Origin of the sequence: Limosilactobacillus secaliphilus, assembly GCF_001437055.1 — a bacterium.
GTDB classification, from domain to species: domain Bacteria; phylum Bacillota; class Bacilli; order Lactobacillales; family Lactobacillaceae; genus Limosilactobacillus; species Limosilactobacillus secaliphilus.
The window spans coordinates 41,596-58,733 of record NZ_JQBW01000005.1 but is presented as its reverse complement, the minus strand read 5'-3'; the positions used below and the strand labels follow the sequence as shown (position 1 = coordinate 58,733).

14 protein-coding genes are annotated in these 17,138 nt (G+C 50.7%); 12 read left to right on the top strand and 2 right to left on the bottom strand.

All coding sequences use genetic code 11. The features are described from left to right. The first annotated feature begins 84 nt into the window (after positions 1-84). Genes IV45_RS01660 through IV45_RS01650 form a run of 3 tightly spaced genes read left to right on the top strand, consistent with a single transcriptional unit; the run spans position 85 to position 4,231 of the window. The gene (locus tag IV45_RS01660) at positions 85-975 is read left to right on the top strand and encodes a LysR family transcriptional regulator (RefSeq protein ID WP_057740044.1); all 891 of its coding nucleotides are present in this window, start codon (positions 85-87) and stop codon (positions 973-975) included. Then, entirely contained in the window at positions 972-2,303 is a 1,332-nt protein-coding gene (locus IV45_RS01655) for a hypothetical protein (RefSeq protein ID WP_057740042.1), read from the top strand. Before IV45_RS01660 ends, IV45_RS01655 begins: the two co-directional genes overlap by 4 nt. Then, positions 2,300-4,231, top strand: coding sequence for an elongation factor G (locus IV45_RS01650; protein ID WP_057740040.1), 1,932 nt, complete (start codon positions 2,300-2,302; stop codon positions 4,229-4,231). Before IV45_RS01655 ends, IV45_RS01650 begins: the two co-directional genes overlap by 4 nt. A 166-nt stretch (positions 4,232-4,397) precedes the next feature. On the opposite strand, the gene IV45_RS01645 is transcribed toward IV45_RS01650, so the two are convergent. Next, a complete protein-coding gene (locus tag IV45_RS01645) occupies positions 4,398-4,769 on the bottom strand; it encodes a DUF1304 domain-containing protein (protein ID WP_057740038.1) in 372 nt (123 codons plus the stop codon). A 228-nt stretch (positions 4,770-4,997) separates the two neighbouring features. Here IV45_RS01645 and IV45_RS01640 point away from each other — a divergent pair, with 228 nt between their 5' ends. The 3 genes from IV45_RS01640 to IV45_RS01630 all read left to right on the top strand — a co-directional run bounded on the left by IV45_RS01640 (position 4,998) and on the right by IV45_RS01630 (position 8,103). After that, entirely contained in the window at positions 4,998-5,888 is an 891-nt protein-coding gene (locus IV45_RS01640; RefSeq protein ID WP_057740036.1) for an aldo/keto reductase, read from the top strand. Positions 5,889-6,051: 163 nt separating this feature from the next. Then, positions 6,052-7,209, top strand: coding sequence for a cation:proton antiporter (locus IV45_RS01635; protein ID WP_057740033.1), 1,158 nt, complete (start codon positions 6,052-6,054; stop codon positions 7,207-7,209). Positions 7,210-7,230: 21 nt separating this feature from the next. Beyond that, on the top strand, positions 7,231-8,103 hold the full coding sequence (locus IV45_RS01630; protein ID WP_235807647.1) for an alpha/beta hydrolase: 873 nt from the start codon (positions 7,231-7,233) through the stop codon (positions 8,101-8,103). A gap of 57 nt (positions 8,104-8,160) precedes the next feature. On the opposite strand, the gene helD is transcribed toward IV45_RS01630, so the two are convergent. Beyond that, a complete protein-coding gene (gene helD, locus IV45_RS01625) occupies positions 8,161-10,506 on the bottom strand; it encodes an RNA polymerase recycling motor HelD (RefSeq protein WP_057740031.1) in 2,346 nt (781 codons plus the stop codon). Positions 10,507-10,629: 123 nt separating this feature from the next. On the opposite strand from helD, the gene IV45_RS01620 reads away from it, so the two are divergent. The 6 genes from IV45_RS01620 (at position 10,630) to IV45_RS01595 (ending at position 17,086) form a co-directional block, all read left to right on the top strand. Further along, a complete protein-coding gene (locus IV45_RS01620) occupies positions 10,630-11,571 on the top strand; it encodes a Ppx/GppA family phosphatase (protein WP_057740029.1) in 942 nt (313 codons plus the stop codon). After that, positions 11,568-12,815, top strand: coding sequence for a hydroxymethylglutaryl-CoA reductase, degradative (locus IV45_RS01615; RefSeq protein ID WP_057740027.1), 1,248 nt, complete (start codon positions 11,568-11,570; stop codon positions 12,813-12,815). The genes IV45_RS01620 and IV45_RS01615 overlap by 4 nt, the downstream gene beginning before the upstream one ends. A 3-nt stretch (positions 12,816-12,818) precedes the next feature. Continuing rightward, a complete protein-coding gene (locus tag IV45_RS01610; RefSeq protein WP_057740025.1) occupies positions 12,819-13,787 on the top strand; it encodes a hypothetical protein in 969 nt (322 codons plus the stop codon). Between the two features lie 4 nt (positions 13,788-13,791). Further along, positions 13,792-14,490, top strand: coding sequence for an NAD-dependent protein deacylase (locus IV45_RS01605; RefSeq protein WP_057740023.1), 699 nt, complete (start codon positions 13,792-13,794; stop codon positions 14,488-14,490). 84 nt (positions 14,491-14,574) lie between these two features. Next, positions 14,575-15,753 carry an MFS transporter gene (locus tag IV45_RS01600; RefSeq protein WP_057740021.1) on the top strand — a complete coding sequence of 393 codons (1,179 nt, stop codon included), beginning with the start codon at positions 14,575-14,577 and terminating at the stop codon, positions 15,751-15,753. A gap of 478 nt (positions 15,754-16,231) precedes the next feature. Beyond that, complete coding sequence (locus IV45_RS01595; protein ID WP_057740020.1) at positions 16,232-17,086, top strand: DUF72 domain-containing protein; 855 nt, start codon at positions 16,232-16,234, stop codon at positions 17,084-17,086. Positions 17,087-17,138: the final 52 nt, after the last annotated feature.

The window sequence follows — 17,138 nt, the reverse complement described above, 5'->3', positions numbered from 1 at the left end:
ATTATATTTTATGGACTGGGAGTAATGATGTAAAATACTTATGCGTAATCATTAACTATGCAATTAGGTTATGTGGAGGCTAACATGGAAATTCGGGTACTTCGCTACTTTATTACAATTATGCAGGTCGGCAATATTACGCAGGCGGCGCGGCAATTACACATTTCGCAGCCAGCCTTGTCACGGCAGATTATGGATTTAGAAGAGGAAATCGGCAATCCTCTCTTTATTCGTGGCCATCGTCAGCTGCATCCAACGCAGGCAGCGTATTATTTATATCAACAGGCCGAAGAAATCATTGGGTTAACTGACAAGACCCTGGGCCGTCTAAAGTCGCACGATGTGGTTAGTGGTCGCCTGGACATTGGCTCTGGTGAAAGCGAGGCCGTTGCCCCAGTGATGGCGGCGGTCGGTGAGATTGTCCAAGAATATCCCGCCGTTCAGGTCAAACTGCATAGTGGTGACGCTGACAGTATGTTTACCCGACTCGATACGGGGCTCTTAGAATTTGGGATCATCATGGGCCACTACAATTTGCGTAAGTACAATACTTTGTCCCTGCCCGGCAAGAATCGTTGGGGCGTGATCATGAGGGCCACTGATCCATTAGCGCAGAAGAAGGCCATCCAACCCCAAGACCTGGTTGACCGTTTATTATTAACCTCGGTGCAGACCCGCGAGCAAGATGCCTTCCGCTCTTGGGCCGGAGAAATGCTGAACCAGTTTCGCTTTGTGGGCAGCTACAATCTGATTTATAACGCCTATTTGTTGGTTAAGAACAGTTCCTGCGTGGCCTTTACCTATGACCACTTGCTCAATACGACGGCGGTTGACGGTTTGACGTATCGACCCTTAGCGGGAATGCAGCCGGACGAAAACACGCTGATTTGGCGGAAAAACCAACCCCTCCCCAACGTTGGCAACCTGTTCTTGGACAAATTGCAAAAGCAGCTACAGAAGGAGAACAAGCAATGAAACGATGGCTACTGATTAATCAAGAGGCACTCAATTTTGGCTACCTGGCTCTGCCAACTATGCTACTGGTCCTCTTTTTTTCTGACCAGGGACGGACAGTGGCTGGAGCATTACCGGTGATTTTCTTTTATGTTTTTGCTAAAACAATCCCTTTTGTTTGGCGTTCAATTGGACCAATTCAACAAGCTTGGAAACTGCTGCGTCTGGACTCTATGTTAATCATCATTGGCACGTTGCTGATACTTATACCATCCTTTGTTGAGGCCGGAGCTACTATTTTAGGTTGTGGAATTGGTACGCTTCCGGCTGCTTATCAAACGGTGCGTGATCAACTCAAGCTGGAAGGACGCTGGCCAGTTAAAGGAACAGCATTTTCAGCAATTGGTGAGTTACTATTATTGATCATTGGCGGCTTTGCTTTGTCTAAGTGGCATTGGGAAGCCTTTGTATTAGAATTGCTTTTAGTGGAATTAGGAAGCATGGATGTTGTGTGGAAATTGCCGAATCCGTGGCCAAAACAAACGCAAATTGGTTCCGGTAGAATCAGTTGGCGGCAAATGCTGTCAGCTATCTTGGTGTTTTTGATGGCCTTTGCCGCGCGCGGACTCAAGCAGACCGGGTTGATGATGCTAGTCTGGTTATTGTTAGCGATGTGGTTGATCATGTTAGCTGGTTTTAGTCAGTTACAGAAAAAGACACCGACATATCGGATGTGGACGTTCATCGTTGGTGCAATTAACAGTGGTTTTATGATCTATAATGTGTTCGCTCTTGATGCTAGCGGTAAACAGAACCTGTTAATCGCGGCTTTTCTATCGTTCATTCTGGGATTAGTTGGTGGGTTGATTGGGGTCGCAAAGCTTAAATGGCTACGTGATCGGCGTCACCTGAGCAGTTTATTAATTATTAGCGGTATTTGCTTGCTCATCCCGAATGATCTGGTTTATTTGAGTGGCTTTTTTCTGCTGGTAGCAAGTGGCAGTGCGATCAATACTATCGTTTGGCACTTCTATCAGGCCGATCAGCGCATTGCGATTAATAATCAGCGCTTTATCCGTCTGTATTACAACGTGCTGGGAAGCATTAGTGCGCAAGTTTGCTTGTTGGCGATAATTGTGTTTGTCAACTTTACTTATAATCGGCGACCACGGCAAATTTTGCAGATCTATTATCAGCATTTGCACCAAGCTGGCGGTAACTTGGCAACGCCCTTGTGGTGGGTGCGTGTGATCGGTGTAATCATCTTAGCGATCGTAATGATTATTTGTTGGCCACGCCTGGAAAAATTTGTTACTAATGATACACAGTCAAAGGATATTAAACGATGAAGAAGATTACTATGGGGATCGTTGCTCCAGTTGACGCTGGCAAGACGACCCTGTCTGAAGAGATGTTATATCAAACCGGGACCATTCGGCATGCCGGTCGGGTTGACCATGGCGACACCTTTCTGGATCCGGCGGCAATTGAAAAACAGCGAGGCATTACCGTCTTCGCCCACCAAGCTGAATTAACAATGGATGATGTCTCCATGACCTTGCTAGATACACCAGGCCACGTCGACTTTGCGGCGACCACGGAACAGGTTCTGCCGGTGTTGGATTATGCCATCCTGATCGTTGCCGGCAGCGATGGGGTCACTGGATACACCCGGCTCTTATGGCGCTTGTTGACCCGCTATCAGGTACCGACCTTTATCTTCGTGAATAAGGTGGATGCGCCGGGCTTTGATCGTCAACGGGTAATGAAGGAGTTGCAGGCACTCGATGACGGCTGCCTGCCATTTGGTCAGCAACTATCCGAACAGACGCTGGAGGACGTTGCCAGCCAAGACGAAACGGCCCTGGAAGAGTACTTAAAGCAAGGCAGCTTGACTGATGCGCAGGTCCAGCAATTGATCGCCCAACGCAAAGTGTTCCCGGTTTACTTCGGCAGTGCCCTGAAGCAGACAGGGGTAAGTGAGCTGCTGGACGGCCTGGCAAAATGGACATTGGGCCGGCAGTGGCCGAGCGAGTTTGGCGCCCGGGTCTTTAAGATCAGCCACGACAAGGATGGTTCTCAGTTGACCTGGCTACGGGTGACGGGCGGAGCTTTGCAGGCCAAGCAGACTTTGGTGGACGACGAAAAAGCGGATGCTCTGCGTGTCTACAACGGTGAAAAATATGACGTGGTCCAGCAGGTGCCTGCCGGTGGCGTATGTGCGGTGGTGGGCCCGGAAAAGCTCGTTGCCGGTCAAGGTCTCGGTGAAGATTCTGGCAGTCAGACGGCACTGTTGAAACCGGTCCTGGCCTACACAGTGGTGATCGACCATGACCAACACGATTGTTTGCAAAAGCTGCAGGAATTGTCACTGGATGATCCGCAACTGAAGGTGGTGTGGAACAGTGAATTAAAGGCCATCACGGTGCAGGTGATGGGACCGATGCAACTGGAAGTCTTGGCCCAGCTGCTCAAGGACCGCTATCAAATTGACGTCCATTTTGAAAAGGGAACGGTGCTCTACCAAGAGACGGTCACTGAAGCGATTGAAGGAGTCGGCCATTTTGAACCGTTGCGGCACTATTCCGAATGTCACCTCCTGATCGAGCCAGGCAAGCAGGGAAGCGGGCTGCAGTTTGCCATCAACTGTTCGGTTGACGTGTTGGGTCACAACTACCAGCAGCAGATCATGACGGCCCTGAAAAGCAAGTTGCAGCGGGGTGTGTTGATTGGTGCACCCCTCACCGATGCAAAGATTACATTAGTTGGCGGTCGGGCCAGCGTTGTTCATTCGGTTGGCGGCGACTTCCGTGAGGCTGCTAACCGTGCATTGCGGCAAGGCCTGATGGAGTTAAAGCAAAAGGCGGCCTGTCAACTGCTAGAGCCTTGGTACCGGTTCACGCTCCTGGTGCCCAATGACCAAGTTGGCCGGGCATTGAATGACATTCAGCGCGCCAGTGGCGACTTTGATGCACCGGCCCCATTGGCAAACAATCAGACCCAGATCACTGGTCATGCTCCTGTCAGCGAGATTCGCGACTATGCGGCAACAGTCCGTGGCTATACGCATGGCGAAGGACAGCTGGCCTGCGTCCCCGCGGGCAACCGGCCCTGTCACAATGCAGAAGCGGTCATTGCTGACGCCGGCTATGATCCCGTCGCCGATCTGGCCAACACGCCTGATTCGGTCTTCTGTGCGCACGGTGCCGGCTACCCGGTTCACTGGGACCAGGTGCCTAATAAGATGCACTGCGATTACTACACGGACTTTCATTAAAAAGGAGCGTGACAGAAGCTATTAATGGCTTCGTAGTCACGCCCCCGCGAGCAACAATAGGCCCCCAGCGTTCGAAAGCTCAGAACGTTGGGGGCCATTGTTGTACCGCCTGTTAAATTTCGATGTATGCAAAAGGGATTATGTCACAAGGCCTTTGTTGACTAAATTACAAAATACAGAAACCAACGGCGGCTCCTGCCAAAACGGCTGGCAGCATCTGCATTGACCACACTTTTCTGCTGACCGTAAAGCCACCATAGAGGGCGACTACGACAACAAAAATCATTAACAATTGGGTGACGACCAGGTGATAAGTCCGGGGCAAGAGCCAGTAGCTAACCAAGATCAAGAATCCCAGCATACCGTTGTAAATGCCTTGGTTGGCCATGGCAATTCTAGCAGGACGTTGTTTGGTGTAGTCAACACTCAAGTCGAAATACTCAGCTTGTTTCTGGGGACTGGCAAACATCTCAATCAGCATAATTGCCAGGTGTTCACAGCCAACAAATGTGACAAGGAAAGCAGCAATAATTTCCATAATAGCCTCCATATTTAACGCGTAGTGATGGAAAAGGCGGTCGGGATCATTCCGGCCGCCTTTATACGAGACTGGGCAATTAATTCGCCCCACCGATAGAATCGGTACTCGCTCCATGCCAAGGGTGTAAGTTGAGTATAGCATAACCGCCACTTCACTGGGGCTTTTCGCTTCAAAGACTGCAGTGCACAGCAAAAAAAGCCTATAATAATAGTTGAGGTGAGAGTCATGGATAAAAATTTGCAGCCAAGCATCACTCTGAACAATGGGGTCAAGATCCCACAGCTCGGGATGGGTGTTTGGAAGACACCAATTAAAGAGACTGCCACAATGGTCCAAAATGCATTGGCCAACGGTTACGTCCTGATCGACACTGCCAAGCAATATGGCAATGAAGAAGGCGTGGGCCAAGGAATGCAGGCGGCTATTAAGAGTGGCAAAGTAACACGTGATGACATCTTCTTGACAACGAAAATTTTCAATGGCGACCAAGGCGACTACGATCGGGTTCGCAAGGGCGTTGAAGGTCAACTGAAGGCTCTTCAAACCGACCACGTTGACCTGCTTTTGGAACACTGGCCAGTGAATGGTCGCTACGTTGAAACCTGGAAGGCAATGGAGGCCATCTTAGCAGACGGTCAAGCTCGGGCCATTGGGGTTTGCAACTTCGATAACGGCCGGATGATCAACCTAATTGACCATGCCAAGACATTACCAACAGTCAACCAGATTGAATTCAATCCGGGAATCCTACAGCCACACATCGTGAAGTTCGACAAGGCAGCCGGCATTCAATTGGAAGCTTGGTCACCACTGGGCCATGGCAGCCTGCTCAACGAACCAGTCATCAATGAGATCGCTCAGGCACACCACAAGACCGCAGCCCAGGTTATCCTGCGTTGGGGCCTGCAGCACGGCGTAATCGAACTGTGCAAGACTGCCCACGTTGCGCGGATGAAGGAGAACGCGGATATCTTTGACTTTACACTGACGCCGTTTGACATGATGCGCATCGACGCATTGGATAAGGGCCAGCATGCCATTTGGTACGATAAGTTCAAGTGGTCAGGCAATCCTGACGGTGTCGATGACTACATCGGGGCACCTGGCAGATGGTAATCTGTATCGGTAGTTAAGAATCAACAATTAAATGCGCTGGGGCGTTTCACCGAAGCCATGGATAATTCGGTTGCGCTCCAGCTTTTTTGTTGTCAAAGCGGTGGTTTATCCGTATATAATAATAAACAGCTTTTTTCTTTTTAGTTTTATTGGAGGAACATTCATGGAATTCGTTGGCGCTTTAGCGTTAATCCTATTAGGTACTCAGATTGTAGGACAGCTATGCATCCGGGCTGGGATCCCCGACGTGATTGGCCAAATCGTTTTTGGCATCGTGGTGGGACCGGCCGTTTTGGGGTGGATTCAGCCCAACGCCATGATTAACGAGTTCCAGGAGATCGGGGTGATCATTTTGATGTTTATCGCCGGTCTTGAAAGTGATCTAACCCTCCTGAAGAAATACTTGAAGCCCGCCATTGTCGTTGCCTTGCTGGGGATGCTTTTGCCAGTCATTGTGATGGGTGTGGCCGCTGACATCTATGGGATGCAGTGGTTCGAATCCCTCTTCATCGGGGTTATCTTTTCCGCAACGTCAGTCAGCATTTCGGTCGCCGTCCTGCGCGAATACAACCAATTGAGCAGCAAGGAAGGGGCTACCATCCTAGGTGCGGCCGTTGCTGACGACATTGGTGGTGTGATCGCCTTAAGTCTGTTGATCGGGATGATGAACAGCCAGGGTGGTCATTCAACCCAGCAAAACCTCCCCTTAACTCTGATCATGCAGGTCGTCTTCTTTGGTGGCACCTACCTGTTGATCCGCTGGCTGGCCCCTTACATGATGCATACGAGTGAACGCTTGGAGACGGTCGCGGCACCATCAGTCATGGCTATGGTGATCTGCCTGGGTATGGCTGCCTTAGCCGACGGTGTCCACCTAAGCGGGGCAGTTGGCTCCTTCTTTGCTGGGATTGCGGTTGCTAATACCAAGAAGAAAGCCACCGTTAACCGCAGCTTTGAACCCATCGGCTATGCAATCTTCATCCCGATCTTCTTCGTCAACGTGGGCCTGAGCATGCGCTTTGACCACTTTATGAGTTCCTTGGTTTTCATCATCATGATGACGATTTTGGCCTGCCTGACCAAGCTTTGCGGCTGTGGTGGGGGAGCCAAGCTCATGGGCTTCAACCTTGACAGTTCTTACATCATCGGGAGCGGGATGATTGCGCGCGGCGAAATGGCTTTGATCACCGCGCAAGTTGGCTTCCAAGCACATTTATTATCGGAAAAGTACTACTCTGATATCATTACGGTAATCGTTCTAGCCACCTTGCTGGCACCGTTTATCTTGAAACATTCACTGCGGCGGGTCCACGAACGTTAATCCGTTAAGGAGGCAAAGCTGATGAAGAAAAAATGGTTATGGGGCTTGTTAATTGTTATTTTGCTGGTCGTAGGCGGGGTGGCTTACTATAATGGCTCCTTGTTGCGAGCTTCAGTGCGGCAACACCAGGATAAAAATGCCCCAACGGTTGGGACCCCGACCTTCTTCTTCCACGGCTATGGCAGCAGCTACCATGCCGAAGAATACATGGTGAACGGGGCCATCAAAGAAGGAATTTTGAAGAAGAGTGATGTTTTAGTCGCGCATGTACGGCCCAGCGGTCAAGTATCGCTGAGCGGTAAATGGAAGAAGGGCACCACCCATCCGGTAGTCGAGGTTAACTATGACAATCCGCGGGTAACCAACCGTAGAACGGATGCACGCTGGGCCCGGAACGTGATTGTGAGTGTTCAGAACCGTTACCGCTTCAAGAAGGTCAACCTGGTCGGTCATTCGATGGGCAACCAGGATATCAGCTTTTACCTGCTCTACTACTACCGGCATGACCAGAAGCTGCCGCGCTTGAATAAGCAGGTCGCTTTGGCTGGTCCGTTCAACGGCCTGGTGATGGATGATTACAACAAGAACAACGATTCAGTCGACAAGAACGGCAAACCGAATCATATGAGCAAGCAGTACAAGGCGCTGCTGCCTTTGCGCGACTCTTATCCGCGGTCGGCTGAGGTGCTGAATGTCTATGGCAACAAGGGCCATGGTACGGATGGCGATCTGACGGTGCAATCCGCTCAGTCATTACGCTACTTGCTGAACAACCGGCCCAAGTCATACACCGAGAAAGAAATGCATGGTAAATATGCGTCCCACAGTCGCCTCCACCACAACGATGATGTGAACGCCTTGCTGTACAACTTCTTGTGGAACCACGCCGTTTAAACAGTTCATTTTACAGAAAAACCGCCAACGCATGAAAAACGTTGGCGGTTTGTTTTGTTAGGCTTTGTTGAGCTGGTGGGTGATCTGTAATTGCCGACTTGCTTTATCTGTAAAGGCGTCCGCAACCGGTCCCAGACTCAAAATTGTCAGCTGGTGCATCGCCCGGCTGGCCATGGTGTAGAGCAGGCCGGTAGCGTCCGGGCCCAATGCCTGTGCGCTGCTGTTGGCGATGATGACGGAATCAAATTCTAGTCCCTTGGCTAAGTAGGCTGGCAGGACCAGGACACCGGCTGGCATCTGCTTGTCATCGGCACTGAGACAGGTAATGTTGTGGAAGTGCTGGTGGAGCAAGGAGTAGATGGCCTGAGCCTGTCCTTCAGTCCGGGTCAGGATGGCAACGGTCGGGTAAGACTTCAAGCCGCGTCGAACCGCTGCGGTCAGGTCGGCTTGCCATTGATCACGGTGGTAGGACATGGTCAATTGCGGCTTCTCACCATGCCGGCTGAAGGCCCGAATGAGGTGACCGTCTGGCAGTAGTGATTTAGCAAACGACGTAATCTCGTACGTGGAACGGTAACTCTGGCGCAGGGTGATCAAGCGCGGATGCTTGGCATGCAGTTCAACGGAGAGGCGCTGCAGGAGTTGCTCGGGCAGCGCCAATGGATAAAAGAGGGCTTGCTCGCTGTCACCCAGGATCGTGAACTTGGCGTTGGCAAAAACGTGGCGGAAATAGATCAGCATGGCTGGCGAGTAATCCTGCATTTCGTCAATGAAGACGTATTGGAAGTCGTGGTTCTGACCTTCGCCGGTGATGAGATCGCGCAGCATCATGAATGGCGCTGCATGAACCAGCTTCAACCGGTGGTATTCCCAATCATGCTGGAAATCTTTGATCAACGCCTGCACGGTTTCAGGCTCAACTTGGCCGCCCCAGACGTTATTTCCCAGGAAATTTTGGTACTGAGCATTGAAGTTTAAGAAGTAGTTGTTGTAGATGGCGTCGGCAACCACGCGCAGACGTTCGTGAGCCAGGCGCCGGGCCAAATAGCGGTTGGCTGCCTGTTCATCTTTGAAGTCGTCTAAGTGGTGCTTGCCCATCAAGTGGAGGATCTGCAACTTAGTCAGGTCGTTGAGCTCCTTTTGCAGCCAGTCTTGTTGGGCAACTTTGCGAGTTTTGGCCTGCAACTCGCGGATCAGCCGGTTCTTGGTGCGGATGATCCGGTCAGGAATGCTCATGGCACTTGGCTGTTCTGCAAAGATTGCCTTCACGTGGTCAGCGGAGAAGAAGGGGTGCTCACGAAAACTGACGTCGGCAAAGAAGAGCTCGTGCTGCCCGTGTCGTAGTTGGTTGCAGTAATTGGCCACCGCCTGCATGAATTGGGCGGATTCCATCACTTGCTGCACGGGGCTGCCCTGGATACCGACCTTTTCGTAGCGGTCAAAAATCGATTCAACGTCTAAGCCTTCAAAGCGGCGTTTCAAGAAACCATCGAGCGTGACCTGGCGCATGTTCCGTTCACCTAAGCTAGGCAGGACTTGCGAAATGTATTGGCTGAATAGCCGGTTCGGCGAGAAGAGGACAATCTGGTCCGCGTTGAGCGAAGCCTTGGCATGGTAAAGCAGGTAGGCGATCCGCTGCAGGATGGTGGAAGTCTTCCCACTACCAGCAACCCCTTGGACGATCATCAGGTCACTATCGGTGTTGCGGATGATGTCGTTTTGTTCGTGTTGGATCGTGGCGACAATGTTTTGCATGTAGGCGTCGTCCGTGTGTCCCAGTGCGTTTTGCAGCATTTCGTCACCGACCGTTTCGTTGGTGTCAAACATGTTGGTGATCTTGCCGTCCACAATCGTGAATTGACGCTTCTTCAACAACTTGGCTTGACGCAGGCCACTCGGTGTCTGGTAGCTGACATTGCCTAAGGTACCGTTGTAGTAAATACCGGAGATGGGCGCCCGCCAGTCATAAACCAAGAAATCCGTCTTGTCGTCGTTCATTAACGAAGCCACACCGATGTACAGGCTTTCCGGTTCTTTTTCATCAGGATCCTGGATGTCAATCCGTCCAAAGTATGGCGACTTGCGCAGGGTTTGCAAGGTTTGCAGCTGCCGGCGCAGGATGTCTTCGTTCTCGGCAGCCCGGGAAACCAGCTGACGTTGCTGTTCGATGGCCGAACGAGATTCCGCAATGTCATCGACTTCATAACGGTTGATTGAGGCGTTTTCACCGTAATTCTGTTCAACGGCGCGCGTTTCCTTATGGGCGGCGGCTAAAGCGGATTTAGCCCGTTCAATTTGCACGTCAATTTGGTGAATGACCATGTCTACTCGTTTTTGTTCTCGTTTCAGATCAGCCTGGTCTGCCAAGACAATCGCTCCTTTCAAGTGAATATATTTTATCATGCTTGCGTTATGCACCAAAATTTATGAACCAGGGTAGTTTAGTAATGTTTCACCGAACATAAAATGGTAACATTAAAGGGATTGAAAAACGACTAATCCAAAAAACAAAAGAGGTGATGAGCCGTGGAAAACCTTGCGATTGTTGATCTGGGTTCCAATTCAGCACGGATGGCAATTACCAGAATCAACAATAATGGCAGCTTCCATGAGATCAAACGGGTGAAGGAAGACACACGTTTGTCTGAAGGGATGGGGGCCGAAAAGGTATTACAAGAACCAGCGATTGAGCACACGATTCAGGCTTTAAAACGGTTCAAGGAGGTATACCGGACCTATCCCAACTTAAAAGTTGCCGGAATTACGACGGCGGCTGTACGGCAAGCAAAGAACCAGCAAGAATTCTTGCAGCGGGTGAAGCAGGAAGTGGGAATTGACTTGCGCGTATTGTCGGGCCGTCAAGAGGCTTACTACGACTATTTAGGGGTGATTCGCACCCTGAAGATGGATCACTGCCTGATTTTGGATGTTGGCGGGGCCAGCTGTGAACTGGTGCTTGTGCAACACCGTCAGGCACGCGATTTGATTTCAATTCCGTTTGGTGCCGTTAACTTGTCTGAGCAGTTCCGCTTGGGCGGTTATGTGCGGTCGGCAGATTTATTCCGGGCCCAAACACTGGTGACCGGCCGCTTCAATAAGATTCCGTGGCTGCGCTATGCCAACCGGGTGCCAATTGTGTTGCTCGGTGGGGCCAACCGTACCCTGGCTCGGATGACGAAGGCTTATCGTCACCAGCATTCTCGCAGCATTCACGGTTACCGTTTAACGTCCCGCGTGGTTTATGCCACTTACCGTGAGCTCTTGAACCGCAACCTGGCCCAACGCAAGCACATGCCGGGCCTGGAGCCAGACCGGGCGGACATCATTGTCGGCGGGATGCTGCCATTAATCTGCTTATTGCAGCGAAACAGTGATGGCCGGGTGATCTTTTCCGAAAGCGGTGTTCGTGAAGGAATCATTACCGAATACATTCAGCAGCGTGATCGGCAACTGGTGAAGCAATCATGAGCGAGCAGCCCTTATACCGTCTGACACCCGCAGCACGCCGCCAGCGCTTGGCTCAGACTGCCAATCTGAATCAGGAGCAACTGGACTTCTTAAAGCGCCAGGCGAGCCCCATGAATAACGAGCTGGTGGAAAACTATATCAGTGATTACCGCCTGCCTATGGGTGTGGTGACCGATCTGTTGGTTAATGGCCGAACTTATCTGGTGCCCATGGTGACCGAAGAGCCGTCCGTCATTGCCGCAGCCAACAATGGTGCTAAACGGGTACGCTTATCAGGGGGCTTCACTGCTCCCAAGCAGACCCACCAGGTGATTGGCCAGGTAGTCCTCGTCGACCAGCCAGATCATCATGAGCGCACAAAGCAATGGCTGCTGGACCATGCTGACCAACTGCTTCAGGTGGCCAATGCTGCACGGCCGTCGATGAAAGCGCGTGGCGGTGGTGCTCGTCAAGTAAAAGTCCGGGAACTACCGGGTTATCTGAGCGTGGACGTCTATGTCGATGTGCAAGAAGCTATGGGAGCCAATAGCGTCAACACCATGGCCGAAGCGGTCGGCCACTTTCTGAGCGACCAGGGCTTCCACGTCTTGACGGCTATCTTAAGCAACCTTTTTGTGGGCAGTTTGCAAACAGTGACCTGCCATGTGACGAATGAACAACTGGCCACCAAGACTATGGCCGGTTCCCAAGTGGCACAACGGATTGCTCAGCTGAGTGAGTTGGCGCAGGTCGACGAGTTTCGGGCTGCCACCCATAACAAGGGCATCATGAACGGCATTGATGCTGCAGTGATCGCTAGCGGCAATGACTGGCGGTCGGTTGAAGCAGGTGCTCATGCTTATGCAGCCGATGGTCACCCATATCGTGGCCTGGCAACCTGGCAAACAGACAAGCAGGGATTGCGGGGCCAGCTGACTATTCCGTTATCCCTAGGCATCGTTGGCGGTTCAATCAAGCTGAGTCAGCAATCCAAGATCAATTACCAACTGAGTCAGATTCACAGCAGTGCCGAATTGGCTGCAGTCGTGGCTAGTATCGGTTTGGCCCAGAATTTGGCTGCCTTACGCGCACTCGCCACAACGGGCATTCAGGCCGGCCACATGCAGCTGCAATACCGGTCGCTGGCCCTTAGTGTGGGTGCTAAAGATGACGAGGTTGATGCGGTAGTGGCAGCCTTGCAGAAGCTGGACCATGTTGACCGGCAAACTGCTAAGCAAGCATTGGAAAAAATAAGGAGAGAGTAGGAAATGCCAAAAGAGATTCAATTGAATGAGGCCTCTCAGAGTCTGCTGGACCAAGTTAACGACCTGTTTCCACGGGGCAACGTTTTTGTCCAGTTCGATGACAAGAAGAGCGGTTATGTCCGCCACGACCAGGCCAAAACGGATACGTTGCCTGGTGGCCTCTGCATTACGGTAACCGATGCGACCGCGCCCAACTATACGGCATCGCACGAATTGCTGCATTTGTTGATGTTATTGCGCGGTTTTCCGCAGATCTTCTTTAACCTGTCATTAGGGAAGGAAGAGATGGACGAGCAAATGATGATGATTTCCACCGACCTTTATGACACGGCAATGCACCGGGTGGTAGTCAGCGAACAGCGCAAACATGGCCTGATTGATGAACAGGTGGAAAAAGAGTACTTGAAGGGAATCCAGGCCACCATTGATCCCGAAAAGGATGGCAATGATGAAGAGAGTACCCTGCGCTTGTTGACCCTGCTCGATGCGATGGTCTTCTATGGTGACCACCTGGATCAGTACGCTGGAACCTTAAAGCAGGATTACCCAGTTGCTTATGCGGCAGCGGAGAAGATTTATGCGCAGATGATGAAGCACGAAATCAAGTCGCCGTTTGATATGCGCCGGCAGATTGTGCTCCTGTACCGGCTGTTTGACCAGCAGATGCTCGAGTGGGGCTTCCCAGCCTTGCACAACAATGAATTTACGACGCTGAACCCGATTTTGTCCGAACGGCAATTGCACTTGCAGGTTCGCCAGGTGTTCGAGATCTTCCACTCAGATATGAAGGATCGTCACGGCCATGGCGAAATTTACGTTGGCCTGATGCGCAATGACCACCAAAACTCATTTGTGATGAAGGCACCAAAGGGCAAGGACGATGCACGGGCCCAAGCCTTTGTTAAAATTTATGATGAACCGGTAGCTAAACTACTGGCGGATTTGGACATGCCATATGGTGTAAGGAAGTGATTGCATGGTTGAAGAACAAACTTTATTTGATGATGCACAGCACATTGTTTTCTTGACGGGTGCAGGTGTTTCAACCCATTCCGGTATTCCGGATTTCCGGTCGGACAAAGGACTATATACTAAGAACAAGAATGCGGAATACTATCTGAGCCACCGCTATTTTGCGGCCGACCCGGAAGGCTTTTACCAATTCTGTAAGCAAAATCTCTACATCCCTGACGCTAAACCAAATGTAATTCACAAAAAGCAGGCGGCATTTACTAAGTTAGGCAAGGCCACGGTCATTACCCAAAACATCGATAACCTATATGAAGAAGCGGGCACGAAGAACCTGATCGATTTTCATGGCAACCTGTACAACGTTTACTGTACGAAGTGCCATGAAAAAGTGGATGTGAAAGACTATCTGCACAGCCGCTTCCATGAGAAGGACCACGGTGAGTTACGCCCCGACATTGTTCTGTACGATGAGGGAATTAAGCAGTCCAACATCACCCGTTCTTTAAATGCAATGGCCAACGCCGATTTGGTCGTCATTGTGGGGACGAGCATGAAAGTTTACCCATTTGCCGGACTTCTGCAGTATGCCAACCCGAGCGCTAAAGTTCTGGCGATCAATGAGGAGCAGTTGCATCTACCGGTTAAGTTCACCATGATTAAGGACGATGCACTCAAATTCTTTGATGAACTGGAAGTTAGATGATAGACTAGTCTGAGTTAGAAAAAAACGGTGCAGTGAAAGGCTGCACCGCCTTTTTTGTATAATTTTAAAGCGCAGGAGGAGACTATGACCAAACAAGTTAAGCATACAATTCTAATTGTGCTCTTTTGTCAGTTCTTAATTTGTCTGGGGATGAGCCTGATCTTCCCCGTTATGCCCTTTATCCGTAATGAATATCATTTCTCGGCTTTTGACATGGGAATGATGTCGTCCTTGTTTGCTTTGGCCCAGTTCATTGCCTCACCGATTGTTGGCCGGGTATCAGACAAAACCGGCCGGAAACCGATGCTGGTGTGGGGCCTGGTGGTGTTTGCCCTGGCTGAATTTGTGTTTGCGGCAACCAGTAAGCTGTGGCTCTTTGACCTGTCCCGGGTGGTTGACGGCTTATCGGCGGCAATGTTTGTCCCGACTGCGATGGCACTGGCAGCCGACATTACGACCAAAGAACAGCGGGCTAAGGTGATCGGCTGGCTGTCCGCGTCTTTCAGCGGCGGTTTGATGCTCGGCCCTGGTTTAGGCGGGCTGCTTGCTGGAATCTCTTATAAGATGCCATTCTGGGTGGCAGGTGTCTTAGGCTTAATTAGTGCGGTCGTGGCCGTAATTAAGCTGCCAAAGGACGCGGATGAAAAGATCTATGATGATGTACACCCGCAAAGAGAATCGGGCAGCGTGATCGCCGACTTGAAGAAGATGGCCAGCCCGGCGATGACGATTCTGTTCATCATGATTCTGGTATCGGCGTTTGGCCTGGCCGGTTTCGAAAGTATTTACAGCCTGTATGTCAACCAGGTGCACCATTTCAGTTTAGCGGCCATTGCTGGTGTCTTGACCATCAACGGCCTGTTGTCCTTGCTATTGCAGGCCTTTCTCTTTGATCAACTGGTCATTTGGGTCGGCGAAATGCGGATCATCCGCTGGGGATTTTTGCTGAGCGTGATCGGGACCATCTTCGTGATTTACGATCATTCCCACTGGCAGATCTTCGTGGCCACCTTGGTGGTATACGAGGCCTTTGACATGCTGCGCCCCGCAATCACCACTCTGTTGACCAAGATGAGTGAGGAGAACCAGGGCCTTTTGAACGGGATCAACATGTCCCTAACTTCGGTCGGCAACATTGTCGGGCCACTGTTGTCAGGGGCACTGTTGGACATGAACTACCAGTATCCTTACTGGGTGGTTTCGGTCTTCTTAATGGCGGCGTTCTTCATCACCTTGAAGATGCACGACCAGCCCGCTGATTAATCATCATAGCGACAAAAAACGCTCGCCAATGTAAAACACTGGCGAGCATTTTTTCACTCATAATGTAGTCAATTAATGTAGTCAATTAGTCGTTAGGCACCAAAGTTGATAGCCTTGCCCCCAACTTTCCAGATGCGGGGGAAACTATTCTTCTGTTCACGCTGAACTTGGTGACGACTACGACGGTTCAATAAATGCTTAAACATAATCATGTCTCCCTTCCTTTTTCCACTATCCAATCTAACACGCTAAAATAACCAAGAAAAGAGAAATATGGTACTATTAGAAACTAGTAATGACGCGGTTTTGACGGCTTTCCCCCTGCCTGCAAGTTTACCCAGGGAAGGGCGGCTGAGATGAGATTATATGCACCTATGTGGTTAATATTATTTTAAATATTCACTAACACATTTTCTTAGAATTGTCGCAATTATGAGCAAAATCGCGAATTTTTTAATTTTTAAAGAGGCAAGTACGGATGAAAGTAACGCTGGCATTGACAACTTGGACTGAACACCCCGCATTGATCGGTGGGGCCAAGCGGACGGTCACCTTAAACGAATACGCGCAACGGATGCCGGCGGTGGAAATCGACACCTTCTTTTATGCCCTGCCGAATATCAACACCGTACAGAAATGGATTGGTCAGGTGTCACCGGGTTTTCAATTCATTGTGAAGGCCCATCAATCGATGACCAGGCACCCACAGGCAGAACTCCCGGCAGGCCTTAACTTGGCACAGGTCTTTCAACACTTTAAGACGGCGGTGAGTCCGTTGATTGCGACCGGCCAGCTCAAGACCATCTTGTTTCAGTTTCCACCGACCTTTACGCCCACGGTTACCAACATCGATTATTTGATGAAGGTTCGCCAGCTGATGGGCAATTTACCGATTGCGGTCGAATTGCGCAATCAGGCCTGGTATAAGACCGGGGTATTACGGGCCCTGGTTGCCTATTGCCAAGAATTGCATTACACACTCGTGGCGGCGGACGAGGCGCAGTCAACCCAAGCTTCGGTGCCTTTTTATCTGGTCAACACCAACCCACGACTGGCCTTGCTGCGTTTGCATGGCCGCAACCAGGCTGGCTGGCGAAATCCTGGCAAATCCTGGCGCAAGCAGCGGACACTTTACCGTTATTCGGATGAAGAGTTGGCCCAGTTTCAAAAGCAGATTGAAGCATTGAAGCCGGCGCCCCAAGAAGTCTGTGTAATTTTTAATAATAATTCGGGTGGCGATGCGGCGCCCAATGCCTTGCGTCTGCAGGAAATGATGGGGCTGCACTTCGACAATCTGGTGCCACGCGACCCCGAACAATTAAATCTGTTTTAATCGTTACATCGAATTTATCTTATTTCTTTGCTATACTAACTGTAATTATGAC